Source organism: Streptomyces stoeckheimensis (assembly GCF_045822005.1).
GTDB classification, from domain to species: Bacteria; Actinomycetota; Actinomycetes; order Streptomycetales; family Streptomycetaceae; genus Streptomyces; species Streptomyces stoeckheimensis.
The window spans coordinates 8815798-8831620 of record NZ_CP169550.1; the positions used below are offsets into that span (position 1 = coordinate 8815798).

The window sequence follows — 15823 nt, forward strand, 5'->3', positions numbered from 1 at the left end:
CTCGTACTGTCAGGGCATGAACATTTGCGTCTTCCTCTCGGCCGCCGAACTCGACGAGCGCTACACGCTCCCGGCCCGGGAGTTCGCCGAGCTCCTCGGCAGAGGCGGACACACGCTGGTGTGGGGCGGTTCCGAGAGCGGCCTGATGAAGGTGGTTGCGGACGGCGTCCAGGCGGCGGGCGGGCGCCTCGTGGGCGTCTCGGTCGACTTCCTCGCGGCGAAGGCCCGTAAGAACGCAGACGAGATGGTGATCGCGGGCGACCTCGCCGAACGCAAGGCGCTGCTCCTGGCCAAGGCCGACGCGGTCGCCATCCTGGTCGGCGGAACCGGGACCCTGGACGAGGCGACCGAGATCCTCGAGCTCAAGAAGCACGGCAAGACCACGAAGCCGGTGGTCATCCTCAACACGGCGGGGTTCTACGACGGCCTCGAAGAGCAGTTCCGGCGCATGGAGGAAGAGGGCTTCCTCCCCGTGCCCCTGACCGATCTGGTGTTCTTCGCCGAGGAGGCCGGCGCGGCGCTCGCCTACCTGGAGGGGAACGCCGGCGCGTAGCCGTCAGCGTTCCGACAGCTCCGAGGGTGCTTCCTGGACCACCCAGCCGTTGCCGTCCGGGTCGGTGAAGGTCAGGAAGGAGTTCCAGGTGTCGCCCTTGCCGTCCTCCCAGCCCTTCTCGCCGACGTGCCGCACCGGCGACACCTCCACACCGCGCTCCGTCAGCTCCTTGCGCGCGGCCTCGATGTCGGTGACGCACAACTGCACGCCTTGCAGCATGCCCGGTGCCATCTGGCGCGTACCGGGCGCCGGGGGCATCCCGTGCTCCAGCGCGATCGAACAGCGTGAGCCGGGCGGGGTCAGCTGGATGATGCGGATACCGGGTGCGACCTCGGTGTCGAGATCGACCGTGAAGCCGACCTTGTCCGCGTAGAACTCCTTCGACCGGTCCATGTCGGTGACGGGGACCAGAACCACTTCGAGCGTCCAGTTCATGACGGTTCTCCTCGGAACACGAGTGCAACAGGGCAGGTCCACCGTCGCCCACGGGGTGCCGGTGTGCGAGCCGAAACGCGGCATGCCGACAAAGAAGTCGGCGGTGTCAGGGCGACTGCTGACCGTCCTCGCGGGCGAGGCGAAGGGCTAGTTCCTGAAGGATCGCGTCGGTTCCGGGTTCCGCGCCGGTTTCGTCGTACGCGTAGGCGACGGCCGCGAAGGCGGCGATGAACCCGTTGACCAGGGCGCTCAGCGGCTCGGAGAGCTGATCGAGCACGGCGCCGCCGACTTCCTCCGGGTCTGCGCCCGCCGGTACCAGGAAGTGACCTGGGGTCACTTCGGCGAGCAGCTCGGAGGCGAGGCCTTCGCCGACGTCCGCGCGCAGGGCGGTGAGCGCGGCGATGGCTTTGAGTTTGATCTCGTTTTCGTGCACGGCCCGAGCGTACGGCTCGTGGGTCAGCGGGCAACGCCGTTCCCGTTGCCCGGATCCCGGGTCGTACGCCCGGCTCGACGCCGACGGCTCAGCTCCGCTCCAGCCCGCCCCGCGCGATCACCTCCGCGTACCAACGCGCGCTGTCCTTCACCGTCCGGCGCTGGGACGCGAAGTCCACGTGGACGATGCCGAAGCGCTTGCTGTAGCCGTGCGCCCACTCGAAGTTGTCCAGCAGGCTCCACAGGAAGTAGCCGCGTACGTCCACGCCGTCGGCGATCGCCCGGTGCACGGCCGTCAGGTGCGCGTCGAGGTACGCCACCCGCTCCGGGTCGTGGACCTGCCCCTCCGGGTCCGCGTAGTCGTCGTACGCGGCCCCGTTCTCCGTCACCAGGAGCGGCAGGTGCGGGAGTTCGTCGCGCAGCCGGGTCAGCAGCTCGTACAGCCCGTTCGCGTCCACCGGCCAGTCCATCGCCGTGCGCGGGCCCGGGGCCGGGGTGAACGCCACATGCTTCTCGGCGCCCGCCCAGGGGGCGGGGGACGGGGAGGAGCCTGCCGAAACCACGCTGGGGGAATAGTAGTTGATGCCCAGCGAGTCGATCGGGGTGGAGGTGATCTCCAGATCGCCGTCCCGGACGAACGACCAGTCCGTCACCCCCGCCGTGTCCTCCACCAGGTCCTGCGGCAGCCGCCCGTGGAAGACCGGGTCCATGAAGATCCGGTTCGCCACCGTGTCGATCCGGCGCACCGCGTCCCGGTCCGCCGCCGTGTCCGTCAGCGGACGCAAGGCGTGGAGGTTCAGGGTCAGGGAGATCTCGGCGGTGGCCGGGAGGCGGTCGCGCAGGACGCGGGCCGCGCCGCCGTGCGCCAGGTTGAAGTGGTGGGCCGCGCGCAGCGCGGCGAGGTCACTGGTGCGGCCTGGGGCGTGGACCCCGTTCCCGTACCCGAGGAACGCCCCGCACCAGGGCTCGTTCAACGTCGTCCAGGTGGGCACCCGGTCGCCCAGCGCCCGGGCCACCAGGCCCGCGTACTCCGCGAACCGGTGTGCGGTGTCCCGTTCCGGCCATCCGCCCGCGTCCTCCAGCTCCTGCGGGAGGTCCCAGTGGTAGAGGGTCGCGACCGGCCTGATGCCGTTCGCCAGCAGCTCGTCGACCAGGCGGCGGTAGAAGTCCAGGCCGCGCTCCACGGCCGGGCCCCGCCCCGTCGGCTGGACCCGGGGCCAGGAGACGGAGAAGCGGTAGTCGGTGACGCCGAGCTCCTTCATCAGCTTCACGTCGTCGGGCATCCGGTGCAGGTGGTCGGCGGCGATGTCACCGGTGTCACCGTTGCGGACCTTGCCGGGCGTGCGGCTGAAGGTGTCCCAGATGGACGGCGTCCGGCCGTTCTCGGTGGCCGCCCCCTCGATCTGATAGGCGGCGGTGGCGGTGCCCCAGCGGAATCCGGCGGGGAAGCGGAGCCCCGTCCCGGTCTCGGGGCGGGTGCCCGTGGAGGTCGCCGGGCGGGCATCGACAGCGGTCATGAGACGGACACTCCAGGAGGTAGGAGGAGGGGGGATCGCGTGGGGCCGGCCGTTGCCGCGAGGCGGGAACGCGCTCAGCCCTTCACCGCTCCCTGCATGATGCCTCCGACGATCTGCCGGCCCAGCAGGCCGAAGACGAGCAGCACCGGCAGGGTGCCGAGCAGCGTGCCGGCCATGATGACCGACTGGTCGTTGACGTAGCCGCCGCCGAGCTGCCGCAGTGCGACCTGCACGGTCGGCTCCTGTGAGGACAGCGCGACGACCGGCCAGAAGAAGTCGTTCCAGGCGGTCATGAACGTGAGCATCCCGAGCACCGCCATCCCCGGCCGCGCGATCGGGATCACGATCGACCAGAAGATGCGGGCCGTGGAGGCCCCGTCCACGCGGGCCGCCTCGATCAGTTCGTCCGGCAGCGACTGGATCAGGTACTGGCGCATGAAGAACACCCCGAACGCCGACACCAGACCCGGCAGGATCACCGCCTGGAGCTGGTTCACCCACTGGAGTTCGGCGATCAGCATGAACAGCGGAATCACGCCGAGCTGCGGCGGGATCATCATCGTCCCGATCGTCAAGGTCAGCAGGGCGCCGCGCCCCCGGAACTTCAGCTTGGCGAAGGCGAAGCCGGCCAGCGTGCAGGAGAGCACCGTGCCCACGGTGATGGAGCCGGAGACGATCAGCGAGTTCAGGAGCGCCTTGCCGATGTCGGCCTCTTCGAGGACGGCCTCGAAGTTCTTGATCAGGTTCGGGCCGGGCAGCAGGCTCGGCGGCACCCGCGCCAGGTCCGCGTTGGACCGGCTTGCCGCGACGATCGTCCAGTAGAAGGGGAACGCCGAGATCAGCAGCGCGATTCCGAGAACGAGGTAGCTGATCCAACCGCCCGTCATCGTCCTCCCGGCCCCGCCGCCCTTGCGGAGCCAGTGGCGCCTGCCGGGCTGCTCCCGCGGAGGGCGGCGCCTCTCGGGCGCGGTCGGCGGTGGGGCGAGCGCGGTCATCGGCCGGCCTCCTTGCGTGCTCGGCGGCGCGCGATCAGGGCGTTGACCCCGACGAGCACCACGATCAGGACGAACATCACCCAGGCGATGGCCGCGGCCCGCCCCAGGTGGAAGAAGCCCCAGCCCTGCTCGTACATGTACAGGCCGAGGGTCTGGTACTGGTGTGAGATTCCGCCGGACATCGACCCCTCGAACAACAGCGGCTCACCGAAGAGCTGGGTCGCACCGATCGTCGAAACGATCACCGTGAAGACGATGGTCGGCCGCAGCCCGGGCAGGGTCACGTGGAGGAACTGGCGCCAGCGGGAGGCCCCGTCGATCTCCGCGGCCTCGTACAGCTCGTGCGGGATCGACTGCATGCCCGCCAGGTAGATCAGCGCGTTGTAGCCGGTCCAGCGCCAGATCACGATGGACGATACGGCGATCTGCGAGGCGACCGTGCCCGTCTGCCAGTCCACCGGGTCGACGCCGATGAGCCCGATCACGTAGTTGATCAGCCCGAAGTCGCGGCCGAAGAGCTGCGCGAAGACGAGCGTGGCGGCGGCGACGGACGTCGCGTAGGGGAGCAGGACCGCGGTCCTGATGAAGGTCCGCCCGCGCAGCTTGTAGTTGAGCAAGTGGGCCAGGCCCAGAGCCATCGCGAGCTGCGGCACGGTGGACAGCACGCCGATGGTGAAGGTGTTGCGCAGCGCGGTCCAGAAGTACTCGTCGGCGAAGAGCGCGGTGTAGTTGGCGATGCCCCGCCATTCCATCTCGCCGCTCGTCTGGAGCTCGACGCGGTAGAGGGAGACGAACGCCGTGTAGAGGAGCGGGAAGAGGCCGAAGGCGAGGAACAGGGTGAAGAAGGGGGCGACGTAGGCGTACGGGGAGGCCTTGCGCCAGCTGCGCCGGAGAGCGGCCGCCGGGCCGTCGTCCGGGTCGGCCCCGGAGCCGGCCCCGGATCCGGTTCCGGGGCCGGCCCCGGCCGGGCGGGGACCGGCCTTCGCGGTGGAGGTGGGGGACACGATGCGGCCCTTCGGGATCGTGGCGGGAGGGATGACGAAAGCGGGAGGTGTCAGCCGGTCACGTTCGCCACGCCCTTCTTCGCCGTCTCCCACGCCGTCTCCGACGAGACTCCCTTGCGCTCGACCTCGCCCAGCGCGTTCGTCAGCTGCTGCATCACGTTCTGGTCGTGTACGCCCAGGACCTGGACCGGGGACTCCTTGGCCGCGTCACCGAAGATCCGGCCGATCGGGGCGCCCGAGAAGTACGGGTCCTTGGCGTCCGCGATCTTCGCGATCGTGCCCGTCGAGGAGGGGAAGTTGCCCTGCTTCTGGAACACCTTCGCCTGCTGCTCGGGTGCGGTGAGCCACTCGATCAGTTTGTACGCCTCCTCCTTGTGCTTGGCCGCACGCGGGATCGAGAGGTACGAGCCGCCCCAGTTGCCCGCGCCGCCGGGGAGCTTGGCGATGTCCCACTTGCCCTGGCCCGCGGCACCGGCCTGGGCCTTGACGTAGCCGAGCATCCAGGCCGGGCACGGGATGGTGGCGAACGAACCGGCGGCGAAGGCCTGGTTCCACTGCGGCGACCACTGGTCGAGCTTGGCGCTCAGGCCGGCCTCCGCCGCCTTCACGGAGGTGTCCCAGGCCGTTCTGACCGCAGGGTTCTTCTCGTAGATCATCTCGCCGGACGCGTTGTAGTACCGCTCCTTCTCCTGGCCGATCATGATCCCGTAGAGGGAGCCGATGCTGTCCAGCCAGGCGCTCTGGGCGGGTGCCTTCTTCTTGTACTCCTTGCCCAGCTCCAGGTAGCCCTCCCACGTGGACCACTTCTTCGCGAGCTCCTCGCGGTCGGTGGGGAGACCGGCCTGCTGGAAGAGGTCCGTGCGGTAGCACATGGCCTCGGGGCCCACGTCCGTGCCGAGGCCCAGGATCTTGCCGTCCTTCGTGGTCGCCGCCGACCACTTGGCCTCGGCGAACTGGCTCTTGAGCTTGTCGGCCCCGAACGCCTTCAGGTCATGGAACTTGTCGGACTGCTGCTGGGTGACCGAGGCGATCCGGCCCACCTCGACGCCCTGCACGTCCGCGAGACCGCCGCCGCCCGCGAGCCGGGTCTGGAGCGACTTCCAGTAGTCCGCCTCGTCCTGGGTGTCGCTCTGCTTGACCGTCACATGGGGGTGGAGCTGCTGGTACTCCTCGTAGAGCCCGGCCTCCTTGAAGCCGAAGGATCCGAAGAGGTCGACCGTGAGGGTGACCTTTCCGCCCGCGCCGTCGGCGGAGTCCGGCGAGGCGCCGGATCCACACGCGGCGAGCAGGGCCCCTGTGAGGACGACCGCGCCGAGGCGGGCAGTGGCTCTCTTGGCGGCTCGGGCGATGGGCATGGGAAGCCTCCCTTGACTTCGGGATGAACCGAGCGCTTTGAGAGCGCTCTCAGTACGTGCGTCTGGAGCGTCCCCCACCGCCTGCTCCCCGTCAATACTCGAACACATAACAGCTTGGTGTTACCCCCAACTGCCCGCTGCGCTGGCTCTCTTGACACTTAGGTTTCAGGAGATTTACGTTCCATGGCACTTGAGAGCGCTCTCGAACGCGCTCTTCCCCCCACGTGATCGAGGTGCTGTTTCGTGCGAACCTCACTCTCCAGACCTGCCGCGGCGACGTTCCTGGCCATCGCCCTGGCCGCCGTCGGCCTGGGCCCCGCCGCCTCCCCTGCGGCCGCCGCCACCATCCCCGCGGGTTCGGGCAGTTACACCGACACCCGCCCCGCCGGCACGTCCGGACCCACGACGAACACCGGTGCCCCCGTCACCCCCAAACTCACCGCCGCCGCCCGGGACAAGCCGGTCCCGACCAACGACTGGTGGACCTCGCTCGCCTACCAGCGCTACGGCGACAACCCGTACTCCACGCCCATGTACGGCCACCCCCTCACGTACCAGGCCAAGGCCTCCGGCCTGGAGGTCGGCTACCCGACCACGCCCGCCATCGTCGGTGACGGCCGGCAGTACGAGTACGCCCACAAGGCCGACCTCACCGTCGGCCTCGCCGGCTTGAACTCTCCCGACACCAAGGCCGACGCGTGGTCGGACTGGACGGTCACCCCGTACTGGGCGGACGGCTCCCGCACCTTCCGGGCCACGATCGGCCACGGCATGCCCTTCGTGTACGCCAAGGGATCCGGCGGCGACGCCCGCATCACGACCGCCTCCACGCCCACGGTCTTCGCGGACAACGGGAACGTCCTCGGCATCACGGTCGCCGGCCACCACTACGCCCTCTTCGCCCCGACCGGCGCCGACTGGAACGTGTCCGGCACCACGATCACCGCCGGACTCGCGGGCAAGGACTACTTCTCGCTCGCCGTCCTGCCCTCCACGGACGCGCTCGCGACCTACCGCAAGTACGCCTTCAGCTTCGTCACCGGCTCCCAGGTGGCCTGGCAGAGTGCCGGCGGCGACGTCCGGGCGACCTACACCCTGACCACGGAGGCCAAGGAGGGCACCGAACGCGGCACGCTCCAGGCCCTCTACCGCCACCAGTGGCTGCACACCACCGACGCGCTGACCCCGTACACGTACGTCTCACCGCGCGGCACCATGAAGGTGCGCGAGTCCGCCTCCTTCACCACCAACCAGAAGAACAACGGCGTGCTGCCCGCCCTGCCCGCCTCCAGCGGCGTCGACCGGGCCCGGCTGACCGGCTATCTCAACGAGGTCGCCAACGCGGCCGACCCGTTCTCCGGGGCCGCCGACACCTATTGGACCGGCAAGGCGCTCGGCCGGCTCGCCCAACTGGTGCCCGTGGCCGACCAGATCGGCCAGACCGCGACGCGCGACAAGCTCCTCGGCCTGATGAAGGGCCGGCTCCAGGAGTGGTTCACGGCGGGCGGGGCCAGCGGGTTCAGCTACGACAGGGACTGGAAGACCCTCACCGGATACCCGGCCTCCTACGGCAGCGACACCGAACTCAACGACCACCACTTCCACTACAGCTACTACGTCTACGCGGCGGCGATCATCGCCCAGTACGACCAGGCCTGGGCGGCCGACTCGGCCTGGGGCGCGATGATCAAGCACCTGATCCGCGACACGGCCAACCCGAGCCGCACCGACTCGGCCTACCCCTTCCTGCGCGGCTTCGACGTGTACGCGGGCCACAGCTGGGCCTCCGGTCACCAGGGCTTCGCGGCGGGCAACAACCAGGAGTCCTCTTCGGAGTCCGTCAACCTCAGCGCCGGTCTCGTGCTCTGGGGCGCGGCGACCGGCGACACCTCGCTCCGCGACCTCGGCAGCTACCTGCTGACGACGGAGTCCGAGGCGATCACCCAGTACTGGTTCGACGCGAACGAGCAGGTCTTCCCGGCCTCGTACAAGTACGGCACGGTCGGCATGGTCTGGGGCAGCGGCGCCGCCTACTCCACCTGGTGGACCGCCAATCCGGAGGAGATCCACGGCATCAACGTCCTTCCGGTGACCGGAGGTTCGCTCCACCTGGCCCGTGAAAAGGCCGCCATCACGCGGAACATCGCCGAGATGGAGCGCGAGAACGGCGGCCCGGCCCAGGAGTGGCGCGATCTGCTCTGGGAGTTCGAGGCGCTGACCGACCCGGCCTCAGCGAAGGCCAAGTGGGACGCCGCGAACGGCAATTACACCCCCGAGCAGGGTGATTCCAAGGCGCACGCCTACCACTGGATCACCACGCTCGCCACCGTGGGCGCACCGGACATGGCGGTCAGCGGAGACCTGCCCACCTCCGCCGTCTTCACCAAGAACGGAACCCGCACCTACACCGCGCACAACCACGGCTCCACCCCCCGGACGGTGACCTTCTCCGACGGCAAGACCCTTTCCGTACCGGCCCGTTCCACGGCCACGGGCACCGGCGCCGGCGGTGGAAACCCGGACCCGGAGGAGCCGGGCCCGTCCACCGGCAACACCTTCCGCCTCAAGACCGGCGGCGTCCTCACCACCGCCACCACCGATCCGGCCGGCGCGGACACCCTGGCCTCGGCCGACGGCGTCAACCGGGACGGCACCCCGTACCGGCCGAACGTCTACGAGGTGAAGCAGGTCAACGGCAAGCTCGCCGCCGGGGCCGCCACCACGTTCCGCCTCCGGGTGGACGCGGGCACCAAGGTCGGGCTCGCCCCGCAGGTCCGGGTCAGCTACGACCTGACCGGTGACGGCACCTTCGACCGCACCGAAACCTTCCGCTACTTCGCGACCGACCCGGTCGCGGGCTGGGAGGAGTACACGCAGGCGGTCGGCGCGCAGGCCGTCACCGGCAGCCTGGGCGAACTGAAGAACGGCACCGTCCGACTGGAGATCTGGAACGCGCTGGGCAGCAGCACGTCGCAGGTGCAGACGGGCACGGACGCGGCGGTCCTGAGGATCCCGTACGCGTAGTCCCCTGCGCGGACGAACCAGGCGTACGGGCACGAGCGGTGCGGCGGGTTTCCGGCTCCTCGGGGGCGGAGGCCCGCCGTACGCGTACGCCGGGGGTTCAGGCCGAGGCCCGCCGGACCAGCGTGGTCGGGGTGATCACCGAGTCCGGTGCCGCGCCGTTCCCCGTACGGTCGAGGCTGCGCAGCAGCAGCTTCGCCATCAGCCGCCCCTGGCCCTCGATGTCCTGGTTGACGGTGGTCAGCGGCGGGTCGGTCTCCTTGGCCACCGGGTCCATGTCGTCGAACCCGACGACCGCCACCTGCCCGGGCACCGCGATCCCGCGATCCCGCAGGACCCGTAGCGCCCCCGAGGCCATCAGGTCGTTCGCGACGAACACCGCGTCCAGGTCGGGGCGCCGTTCCAGCAGCTCCGCCATCGCCCGCGCCCCGCTCTCCACGGTGAAGGCGCCCTCGGCGACGAGCGTGGGATCCATGTCCAGCAGCACGTCCCGGTAGCCGTCCAGGCGGTCCATCGCCGAGGTCTGGTCGGGCGGCCCGCCGATGTGCGCGATCCGCTCCCGCCCGAGGTCCCGCAGGTACTGCACGGCGACCCGGGCTCCGCCCCGGTTGTCGGCGTCGACGTACGGAACGGCCCGTTCGCCGGGGTCGGTGGTCCAGCCGGGCCGGCCCCCGAACACGGTCGGAATCCCCGCTCGGCGCGTGATCGCGGGCAGCGGGTCGTCCGTGTGCAGCGAGAAGGCGAGCGCGCCGTCCACGTGACCGCCGGACAGGTACCGGGTGATCCGGTCGAAGTCCCCCGGCCCCTCCACCAGCAGCAGCACCAGCTGGGTGTCGTGGGCGGTCAGCTCCTTGCTGATGCCCCGGATCTGCTGGGAGAAGAAGGGGTCCGAGAAGATCCGCACCTCCGGCTCCGCGATGACGACGGCCACCGCGCCGGTGCGCCGCGTCACCAGCGTCCGGGCCGCGTGGTTGGGGACGTAGCCGAGCTCCTCGACCGCCCGGAGCACCTTGTCGACCAGCGGTTTGCGGACTCCGTCGCCCCCGTTGACGACCCGTGAGGCGGTGGCCCGGGAGACCCCCGCTCGCGCCGCGACGGCTTCCAGGGTGGGTCGGTACCCGGGGGACTGCTCGGGCAAGGCGGTCGCTCCTCGTCGACGGGGGCGGCGAGGCGCAGGGTGGGTGCTGACCTGTGCCGTCGCCGGATCGTCTACAGCCTAGCGCCGGGACGGGCGGGTGACTGAGAGCGCTTCCAATCGCAGCTCAACCGGCGTAGCGCTGCCACATCTTGACGGTCGTCGCCGGGTTGGTCGCGGAGTTGGATTTGTGCGTCACCAGGCACCGGTACTGCTTGCCCAAATGGACGACACGGTCGTTCTCCGCGTACTGCCGGTTGACCTTCCAGTCCGAGAATCCTGCTGCCATGTGACACCGCCTTTCATCGAGCCGGCTCACTGCCGACGTGCATGAAGCATCGCACCCTCCTGAGCAGGGCAAATACCTGATCCTGTCGGCAGGCCCGCAGGAGTGCCCGCGGAACACGGGAGCGGCAGCGTCGGACCCGGCGTCATGACGCGCGGGCTTTCGTCGATTCCGGATGCGGCAGACCCGTAGCGCATGCCCACAGGTCTGGACCAAGCTCAGGGCATGGATCTGGAGTTGAGGCACCTCAAGATCGTCAGAGCCGTCGCCGACGCCGGCAGCCTGACCCGCGCTGCCACCGTGCTCGGGCTCACCCAGCCCGCTCTGAGCACCCAGCTCAAGCGGATCGAGCGAGCGCTAGACGGGCCGCTCTTCGTCCGGGGGCGGGAAGGCGTACGGGCCACCGCGCTCGGGGAGCTGGTCCTGGAGCGGGCCCGCGTGGTGCTGCCGGCCGTGTCCGAGCTTCAGGAGGACGCGGTGCGCTTCGCCCGGCAGGGCACGGTCGGCTACCGGCTCGGGGGGACGCACGGGCCGCTGCTGGGCGGGCTCGTGGACCGGATCGTCCGGCAGGAGCCCGGTGTGCCGGTGACCACGTACACCTCGTGGTCGGAAGGGGAGGTCGCCGGGGGCGTGGCCGCCGGCAGGCTGGACTTCGCCCTGGTCGGGGTGTGCGGCGAGAGCACCCCGCCGGGACCGGGGCGGCTCGCGTGGAGGGAGGTGGCACGGGACCCGGTGCACGTGATGCTGGCCGAGGACCACCCGCTGGCGCACCGGCCGTGGATCGAGCTGGCGGAACTGGCCGCCGAGGCCTGGACCGACGTACCGGGCGACGGGTGCTTCGGGGACTGCTTCGCGGCGGCGTGCGTGCGCGCCGGGTTCACTCCGGCGTGCGTGTACGAGACGGACACGGCTTCGTGTGTGCACCTCGTCCAGGTCGGGCGGGCCGTGGGGCTGTGCCGGGCGACCTTCCCCGTGACCCCCGGGCTGGTGACCCGGCCGCTCGCCGGGAGCCCGCTGGTGTGGCGGCACCTGCTCGGCTGGCATCCGGCGGCGCGGGCGGCCGCCCGCGCGGCGGCGGTGCTGCAGCACGCCAGGGACGCGCACACGGAGGCGCTGGCCCGATCGTCCGCAGCCGCGGTCGCCACGGCGCAGGTGCCCGCAGCGCGGCCATAACACCGGGGGAGGGGCCAACCGGCATCTCCCGCAGAAGCGTTCGGATTCCTACGGTGTCGCTGACCCCCCACCGAACCGAGGAGATCCCCCATGCTCAAGCGACACGCCCGAACGGCGTGTACCGCCCTGGCCGCCGCCGGGCTGCTGCTGGCCGCCACCGGCGCCGTTGCCGCCGCCGCCCCCGCGGACTCCGCCGACACCGCGCGCCCGCAGAAGTCGGCCTCCGCCACCCTGCGCACCGCCGACGCCCCTCCCGAACTGCTCGCCGCCATGCAGCGCGACCTCGGCCTGACCCCCACACAGGCCAAGGCCCGCCTGGCCCACGAGGCCGAAGCGGGCGCCACCGCCGCCCGGCTCCAGGCCCGGCTCGGCGCCGCCTTCGCCGGAGCCTGGCTGGACGGTGCCGACGCGGGGACCCTGACCGTGGCCACCACCCGGGCCGCCGACGCGGCATCGATACGGGCCACCGGGGCCCGGGCGAAGCTCGTCAGCCGCTCCCTGGCCGACCTGGACACCGCGAAGGCCGCGCTGGACCGGGCCGCCACCGCCGGGACCCCGGTCCGCTACGTCGACCCGCGCGGCAACACCCTGGTCGTCGAGGAGACCCGGCCCGGGGCCGCGCGTGCCCTGCTGGCGGCCACCGGGACCGATGCGGCACTGGTCACGGTGGTCCGTACCGCCGAAGCCCCGCGCCCGCTCTACGACCTGCGCGGCGGGGACGCGTACTACATGAACGGCAGCGGCCGCTGCTCGGTCGGCTTCCCGATCACCAAGGGAACGGTGAACGGATTCGCCACCGCCGGGCACTGCGGGCGGGCCGGGACCACCACCAGCGGCTTCAACCAGGTCGCCCAGGGCTCCTTCCAGGCCTCCGTCTTCCCGGGCAACGACATGGCCTGGGTGGCGGCGAACGCCAACTGGTCCTCCACCCCCTACGTCAAGGGCAGCGGCGGGGCGAACGTGCAGGTCACCGGCTCGGTGCTGCAACCCGTCGGGGCCTCGGTGTGCCGCTCCGGATCGACCACCGGCTGGCACTGCGGGACCGTCCAGCAGCACAACACCAGCGTCACCTACCCCGAGGGCACCATCTCCGGCGTCACCCGTACGACGGTCTGCGCCGAGCCCGGTGACTCCGGCGGCTCCTACATCTCCGGCAGCCAGGCCCAGGGCGTCACCTCGGGCGGCTCCGGCAACTGCTCCAGCGGGGGGACCACCTTCTTCCAGCCGCTGAACCCGATCCTGTCCGCCTACGGACTGACCCTCAAGGTCACCGGAACCGACCCGGGCCCCGGCCCGGGCGACCCCGAGCCCGGCGGCACCTGGAAGGCCGGATCCGTCTACGCGGCCGGCGCCACCGTCACCTACGGCGGCGCGAGCTACCGCTGCATCCAGGGCCACCAGGCCCAGACGGGCTGGGAACCGCCCGTGGTCCCGGCGCTCTGGCAGCGGCTGTAGGCCGCTCGGCAGTACAGGAGGCGCCGTGGCTGCCAAGGGGGGAGCCACGGCGCCTCCGGCGCGTCCGGGACGGGTCAGTTGACGGCGGGGCCGCTCTTCACGGTCGTCCAGCTGCCGCCCTTCACCGTGTACACCGTCAGCTGGCGGTTGACCGTGTCGCCGTACTCGTCGAAGGCCACGCGACCGGTGACGCCGTCGAACGCCAGCCCCGACACGGCCTGCGACATCTTCGCCCGGGCGTCCGCGGGGAGGGCACCGCCGTTCCCCTCCACCAGGGACTTCACCGCCTCGATGACGGCCCAGGTCGCGTCGTAGGCGTAGGGGCCGTACGAACCGGCCGCCTCCGGGTACCCCGCCTCCTGGTACCGGTCGAGGAAGTCCCGTCCCTTGGCCAGTTCCTCGGCAGGAACGCCGAGGCCCGTGGCGAGGGACCCCTCGGCCTTCGTGTTGGGCGTGAGGAACTGCTGGTCGAAGATGCCGTCGCCACCCATCAGGGGGACGCTCACGCCCGCCTGCTTGAGCTGCGCGGAGAGCGGCCCGGCGGCGTCGTAGTAGCCGCCGAAGTACACGGCATCGGCGCCGGAGGCCCGGATCTGGGGGGCCAGGTAGGAGAAGTCCTCCTGCGCGGGATCCACTTGGTCCGTACCCACGACGGTCCCGCCGAGCTTCGCGAACGCGGTGCCGAACCCGGAAGCGAGGCCGGTGCCGTAGGCGCTGCCGTCGCCGATGACGTAGAGCTTGCGCTTCCCGGCCTCGCCGTGGAGGTACCGGGCTGCGAACGGCCCCTGGTCGACGTCCGTGGCGACGGTTCGGAAGTAGGTCTTGTACGGGCGGGACTTGGAGCCCTTGGCCCAGTGGGGACCCAGTGTCAGCACGGGGTCGGTGTTGGACGGCGACACGTTGACGAGGTTCGCCTGTCCGAGCGGTTGCGCCATGGTCTTGGCGACCCCGGAGGTGAGCGGCCCGACAACGCCGAGCACCTTCTCGTCGTCGATGAACTGGGTGGCGTTCGGACCGCCCTTGGCGGGAGTGGCCTCGTCGTCCAGAGCTTTGATCTCGAAGTTCACACCGGGCACGTGCCCGGTGCTGTTGGAGGTCTTGACCGCCAGGTCGGCGGAGTTCCTGACGCCGACCCCCATGGCCGCCAGATCGCCCCCGCCGCTGAGGGGTGCGTCCACTCCGATGACCACCGTGATGGTGGAGGCCGTGGAACCGCCTCCGGTCGTCCCGCCGCCGGGCGGGTCGTCGCGGGTCAGCTTCCAGGTCAGAACGGTGCCGGCCGTCAGCGTGACCATGGCCATTCCCAGAACGGCGGAGCGCCGCGTGAGGGTGCGCCGGCGGGTGGAAGCCCCCTCCTCCCGCCCCTGCCGGTCCGTCCAGCCGAGCGAGATCACGTCCTCGGCCGAGGGGACGGCGACGGGCGGGGTGGTCGGCCGCTCCGGTACGGGCGGGCGGGAGGCATCGGGCACGTGCGCCGGTTCCACGGCCGTGGGCGTCGGCAGGGGAGCCGAGGACGGCAGCTCCGTTTCCCGCTTGGTCGGGGTCGGAGCGTGCTCCGTCGCCGGGTCCGGGGCGGGCGCGCTTTCGGGCCGTTCCAAGTCGGCCTCGTCGGTCGTGCCCTCCCGGGACGGGGAGGACTGCAGTGCCGACGCCAGCAGCTCGGCGGCCTCGGCGGCGCCGATGCGCTGCGCCGGGTCCTTCGTGAGGAGCGCGTCCAGCAGGGGCGCCAGCGGGCCGGCGTGGGCCGGCGGCCGGTGGGGGCGGGTGAAGACGGCCACGGCAAGGGCGTGCAACCCGTCGGCCTCGAACGGCGGGCGGCCCTCGACTGCGTGGTAGAGGGTGGCGCCGAGTGCCCACAGGTCGTTGGCGGGGGTCGGGCGCTTGCCCTCCAGCTGCTCTGGGGGCATGTAGTGCGGGGTGCCGATGACGGTCCCGCTCTGGCTGAGCTTGGTCGTGGCGTCCGCCAGGTGGGCGATGCCGAAGTCGGTGAGGACGACACGGTCCTTGGTCAGGAGCACGTTGTCCGGCTTGATGTCGCGGTGGATGATCCGCGCGCCGTGCGCTTCGGTGAGCGCGCCGAGCATGGCGGCCCCTATCTCCGCCACCCGCCGCACGGGCAGCCGGCCCTGCTCGCGGATGGCCGCGGCGAGGGACTGCCCCCGGATGAACTCCATGACGATGACGGGGGCACCGTGGTGCTCGACGACGTCGTGGATGGTGATGATCCCGGGGTGGCTGAGAGTGACCGCCGCCCGGGCCTCGCCGGTGAAACGCCTGAGCAGCGTCGCGCGGTCGCCGTCGCCCAGCCCCACCGGGAAGAGGATCTCCTTGACGGCGACCTCGCGTCCGAAGAGCTGCTGGTCGAGGCCGCGCCAGACCCGGCCCATGCCCCCCTGGCCGATGGCTTCGACCAGCTGGTACCGGCCGGCGATGAGTTCGGATTTCTGCTCGGTCACGCGCAC

The 15823-nt window shown here is 71.1% G+C and carries 13 protein-coding genes; 4 read left to right on the forward strand and 9 right to left on the reverse strand.

All coding sequences use genetic code 11. The features are described from left to right. The first annotated feature begins 16 nt into the window (after positions 1-16). The gene (locus ACE1OC_RS40020; protein WP_407841186.1) at positions 17-553 is read left to right on the forward strand and encodes a TIGR00730 family Rossman fold protein; all 537 of its coding nucleotides are present in this window, start codon (positions 17-19) and stop codon (positions 551-553) included. A 3-nt stretch (positions 554-556) separates the two neighbouring features. Here ACE1OC_RS40020 and ACE1OC_RS40025 read toward each other — a convergent pair whose 3' ends face one another. The 6 genes from ACE1OC_RS40025 to ACE1OC_RS40050 form a co-directional block, all read right to left on the reverse strand. Then, the gene (locus ACE1OC_RS40025) at positions 557-988 is read right to left on the reverse strand and encodes a VOC family protein (protein WP_407841187.1); all 432 of its coding nucleotides are present in this window, start codon (positions 986-988) and stop codon (positions 557-559) included. Between the two features lie 106 nt (positions 989-1094). Beyond that, positions 1095-1421: a hypothetical protein gene (locus tag ACE1OC_RS40030; protein WP_407841188.1), complete on the reverse strand. Its 327-nt coding sequence runs from the start codon at positions 1419-1421 to the stop codon at positions 1095-1097. Between the two features lie 88 nt (positions 1422-1509). Next, the gene (locus ACE1OC_RS40035) at positions 1510-2937 is read right to left on the reverse strand and encodes a GH1 family beta-glucosidase (RefSeq protein WP_407841189.1); all 1428 of its coding nucleotides are present in this window, start codon (positions 2935-2937) and stop codon (positions 1510-1512) included. A gap of 74 nt (positions 2938-3011) precedes the next feature. Beyond that, entirely contained in the window at positions 3012-3932 is a 921-nt protein-coding gene (locus tag ACE1OC_RS40040; RefSeq protein ID WP_407841190.1) for a carbohydrate ABC transporter permease, read from the reverse strand. Beyond that, positions 3929-4936 carry a carbohydrate ABC transporter permease gene (locus ACE1OC_RS40045; protein WP_407841191.1) on the reverse strand — a complete coding sequence of 336 codons (1008 nt, stop codon included), beginning with the start codon at positions 4934-4936 and terminating at the stop codon, positions 3929-3931. The genes ACE1OC_RS40040 and ACE1OC_RS40045 overlap by 4 nt, the downstream gene beginning before the upstream one ends. Before the next feature lie 50 nt (positions 4937-4986). Further along, the gene (locus ACE1OC_RS40050; RefSeq protein WP_407841192.1) at positions 4987-6291 is read right to left on the reverse strand and encodes an ABC transporter substrate-binding protein; all 1305 of its coding nucleotides are present in this window, start codon (positions 6289-6291) and stop codon (positions 4987-4989) included. 243 nt (positions 6292-6534) lie between these two features. Here ACE1OC_RS40050 and ACE1OC_RS40055 point away from each other — a divergent pair, with 243 nt between their 5' ends. Beyond that, entirely contained in the window at positions 6535-9315 is a 2781-nt protein-coding gene (locus tag ACE1OC_RS40055; RefSeq protein WP_407841193.1) for a glycosyl hydrolase, read from the forward strand. A 97-nt stretch (positions 9316-9412) separates the two neighbouring features. Here the strand turns inward: ACE1OC_RS40055 and ACE1OC_RS40060 are convergent, their stop codons facing one another. Both ACE1OC_RS40060 and ACE1OC_RS40065 read right to left on the reverse strand, forming a co-directional pair. Next, positions 9413-10450, reverse strand: a complete 1038-nt coding sequence (locus ACE1OC_RS40060) for a LacI family DNA-binding transcriptional regulator (RefSeq protein WP_407841194.1) — start codon at positions 10448-10450, stop codon at positions 9413-9415. A 124-nt stretch (positions 10451-10574) separates the two neighbouring features. Continuing rightward, positions 10575-10736 carry a carbohydrate-binding protein gene (locus tag ACE1OC_RS40065; RefSeq protein ID WP_250747714.1) on the reverse strand — a complete coding sequence of 54 codons (162 nt, stop codon included), beginning with the start codon at positions 10734-10736 and terminating at the stop codon, positions 10575-10577. Positions 10737-10958: 222 nt separating this feature from the next. On the opposite strand from ACE1OC_RS40065, the gene ACE1OC_RS40070 reads away from it, so the two are divergent. Further along, on the forward strand, positions 10959-11906 hold the full coding sequence (locus tag ACE1OC_RS40070) for a LysR family transcriptional regulator (protein ID WP_407841835.1): 948 nt from the start codon (positions 10959-10961) through the stop codon (positions 11904-11906). Positions 11907-11996: 90 nt separating this feature from the next. Beyond that, complete coding sequence (locus ACE1OC_RS40075) at positions 11997-13361, forward strand: carbohydrate-binding protein (RefSeq protein WP_407841195.1); 1365 nt, start codon at positions 11997-11999, stop codon at positions 13359-13361. Between the two features lie 74 nt (positions 13362-13435). Here the strand turns inward: ACE1OC_RS40075 and ACE1OC_RS40080 are convergent, their stop codons facing one another. Next, positions 13436-15817: a bifunctional serine/threonine-protein kinase/ABC transporter substrate-binding protein gene (locus ACE1OC_RS40080; protein WP_407841196.1), complete on the reverse strand. Its 2382-nt coding sequence runs from the start codon at positions 15815-15817 to the stop codon at positions 13436-13438. Between the last annotated feature and the right edge of the window lie 6 nt (positions 15818-15823).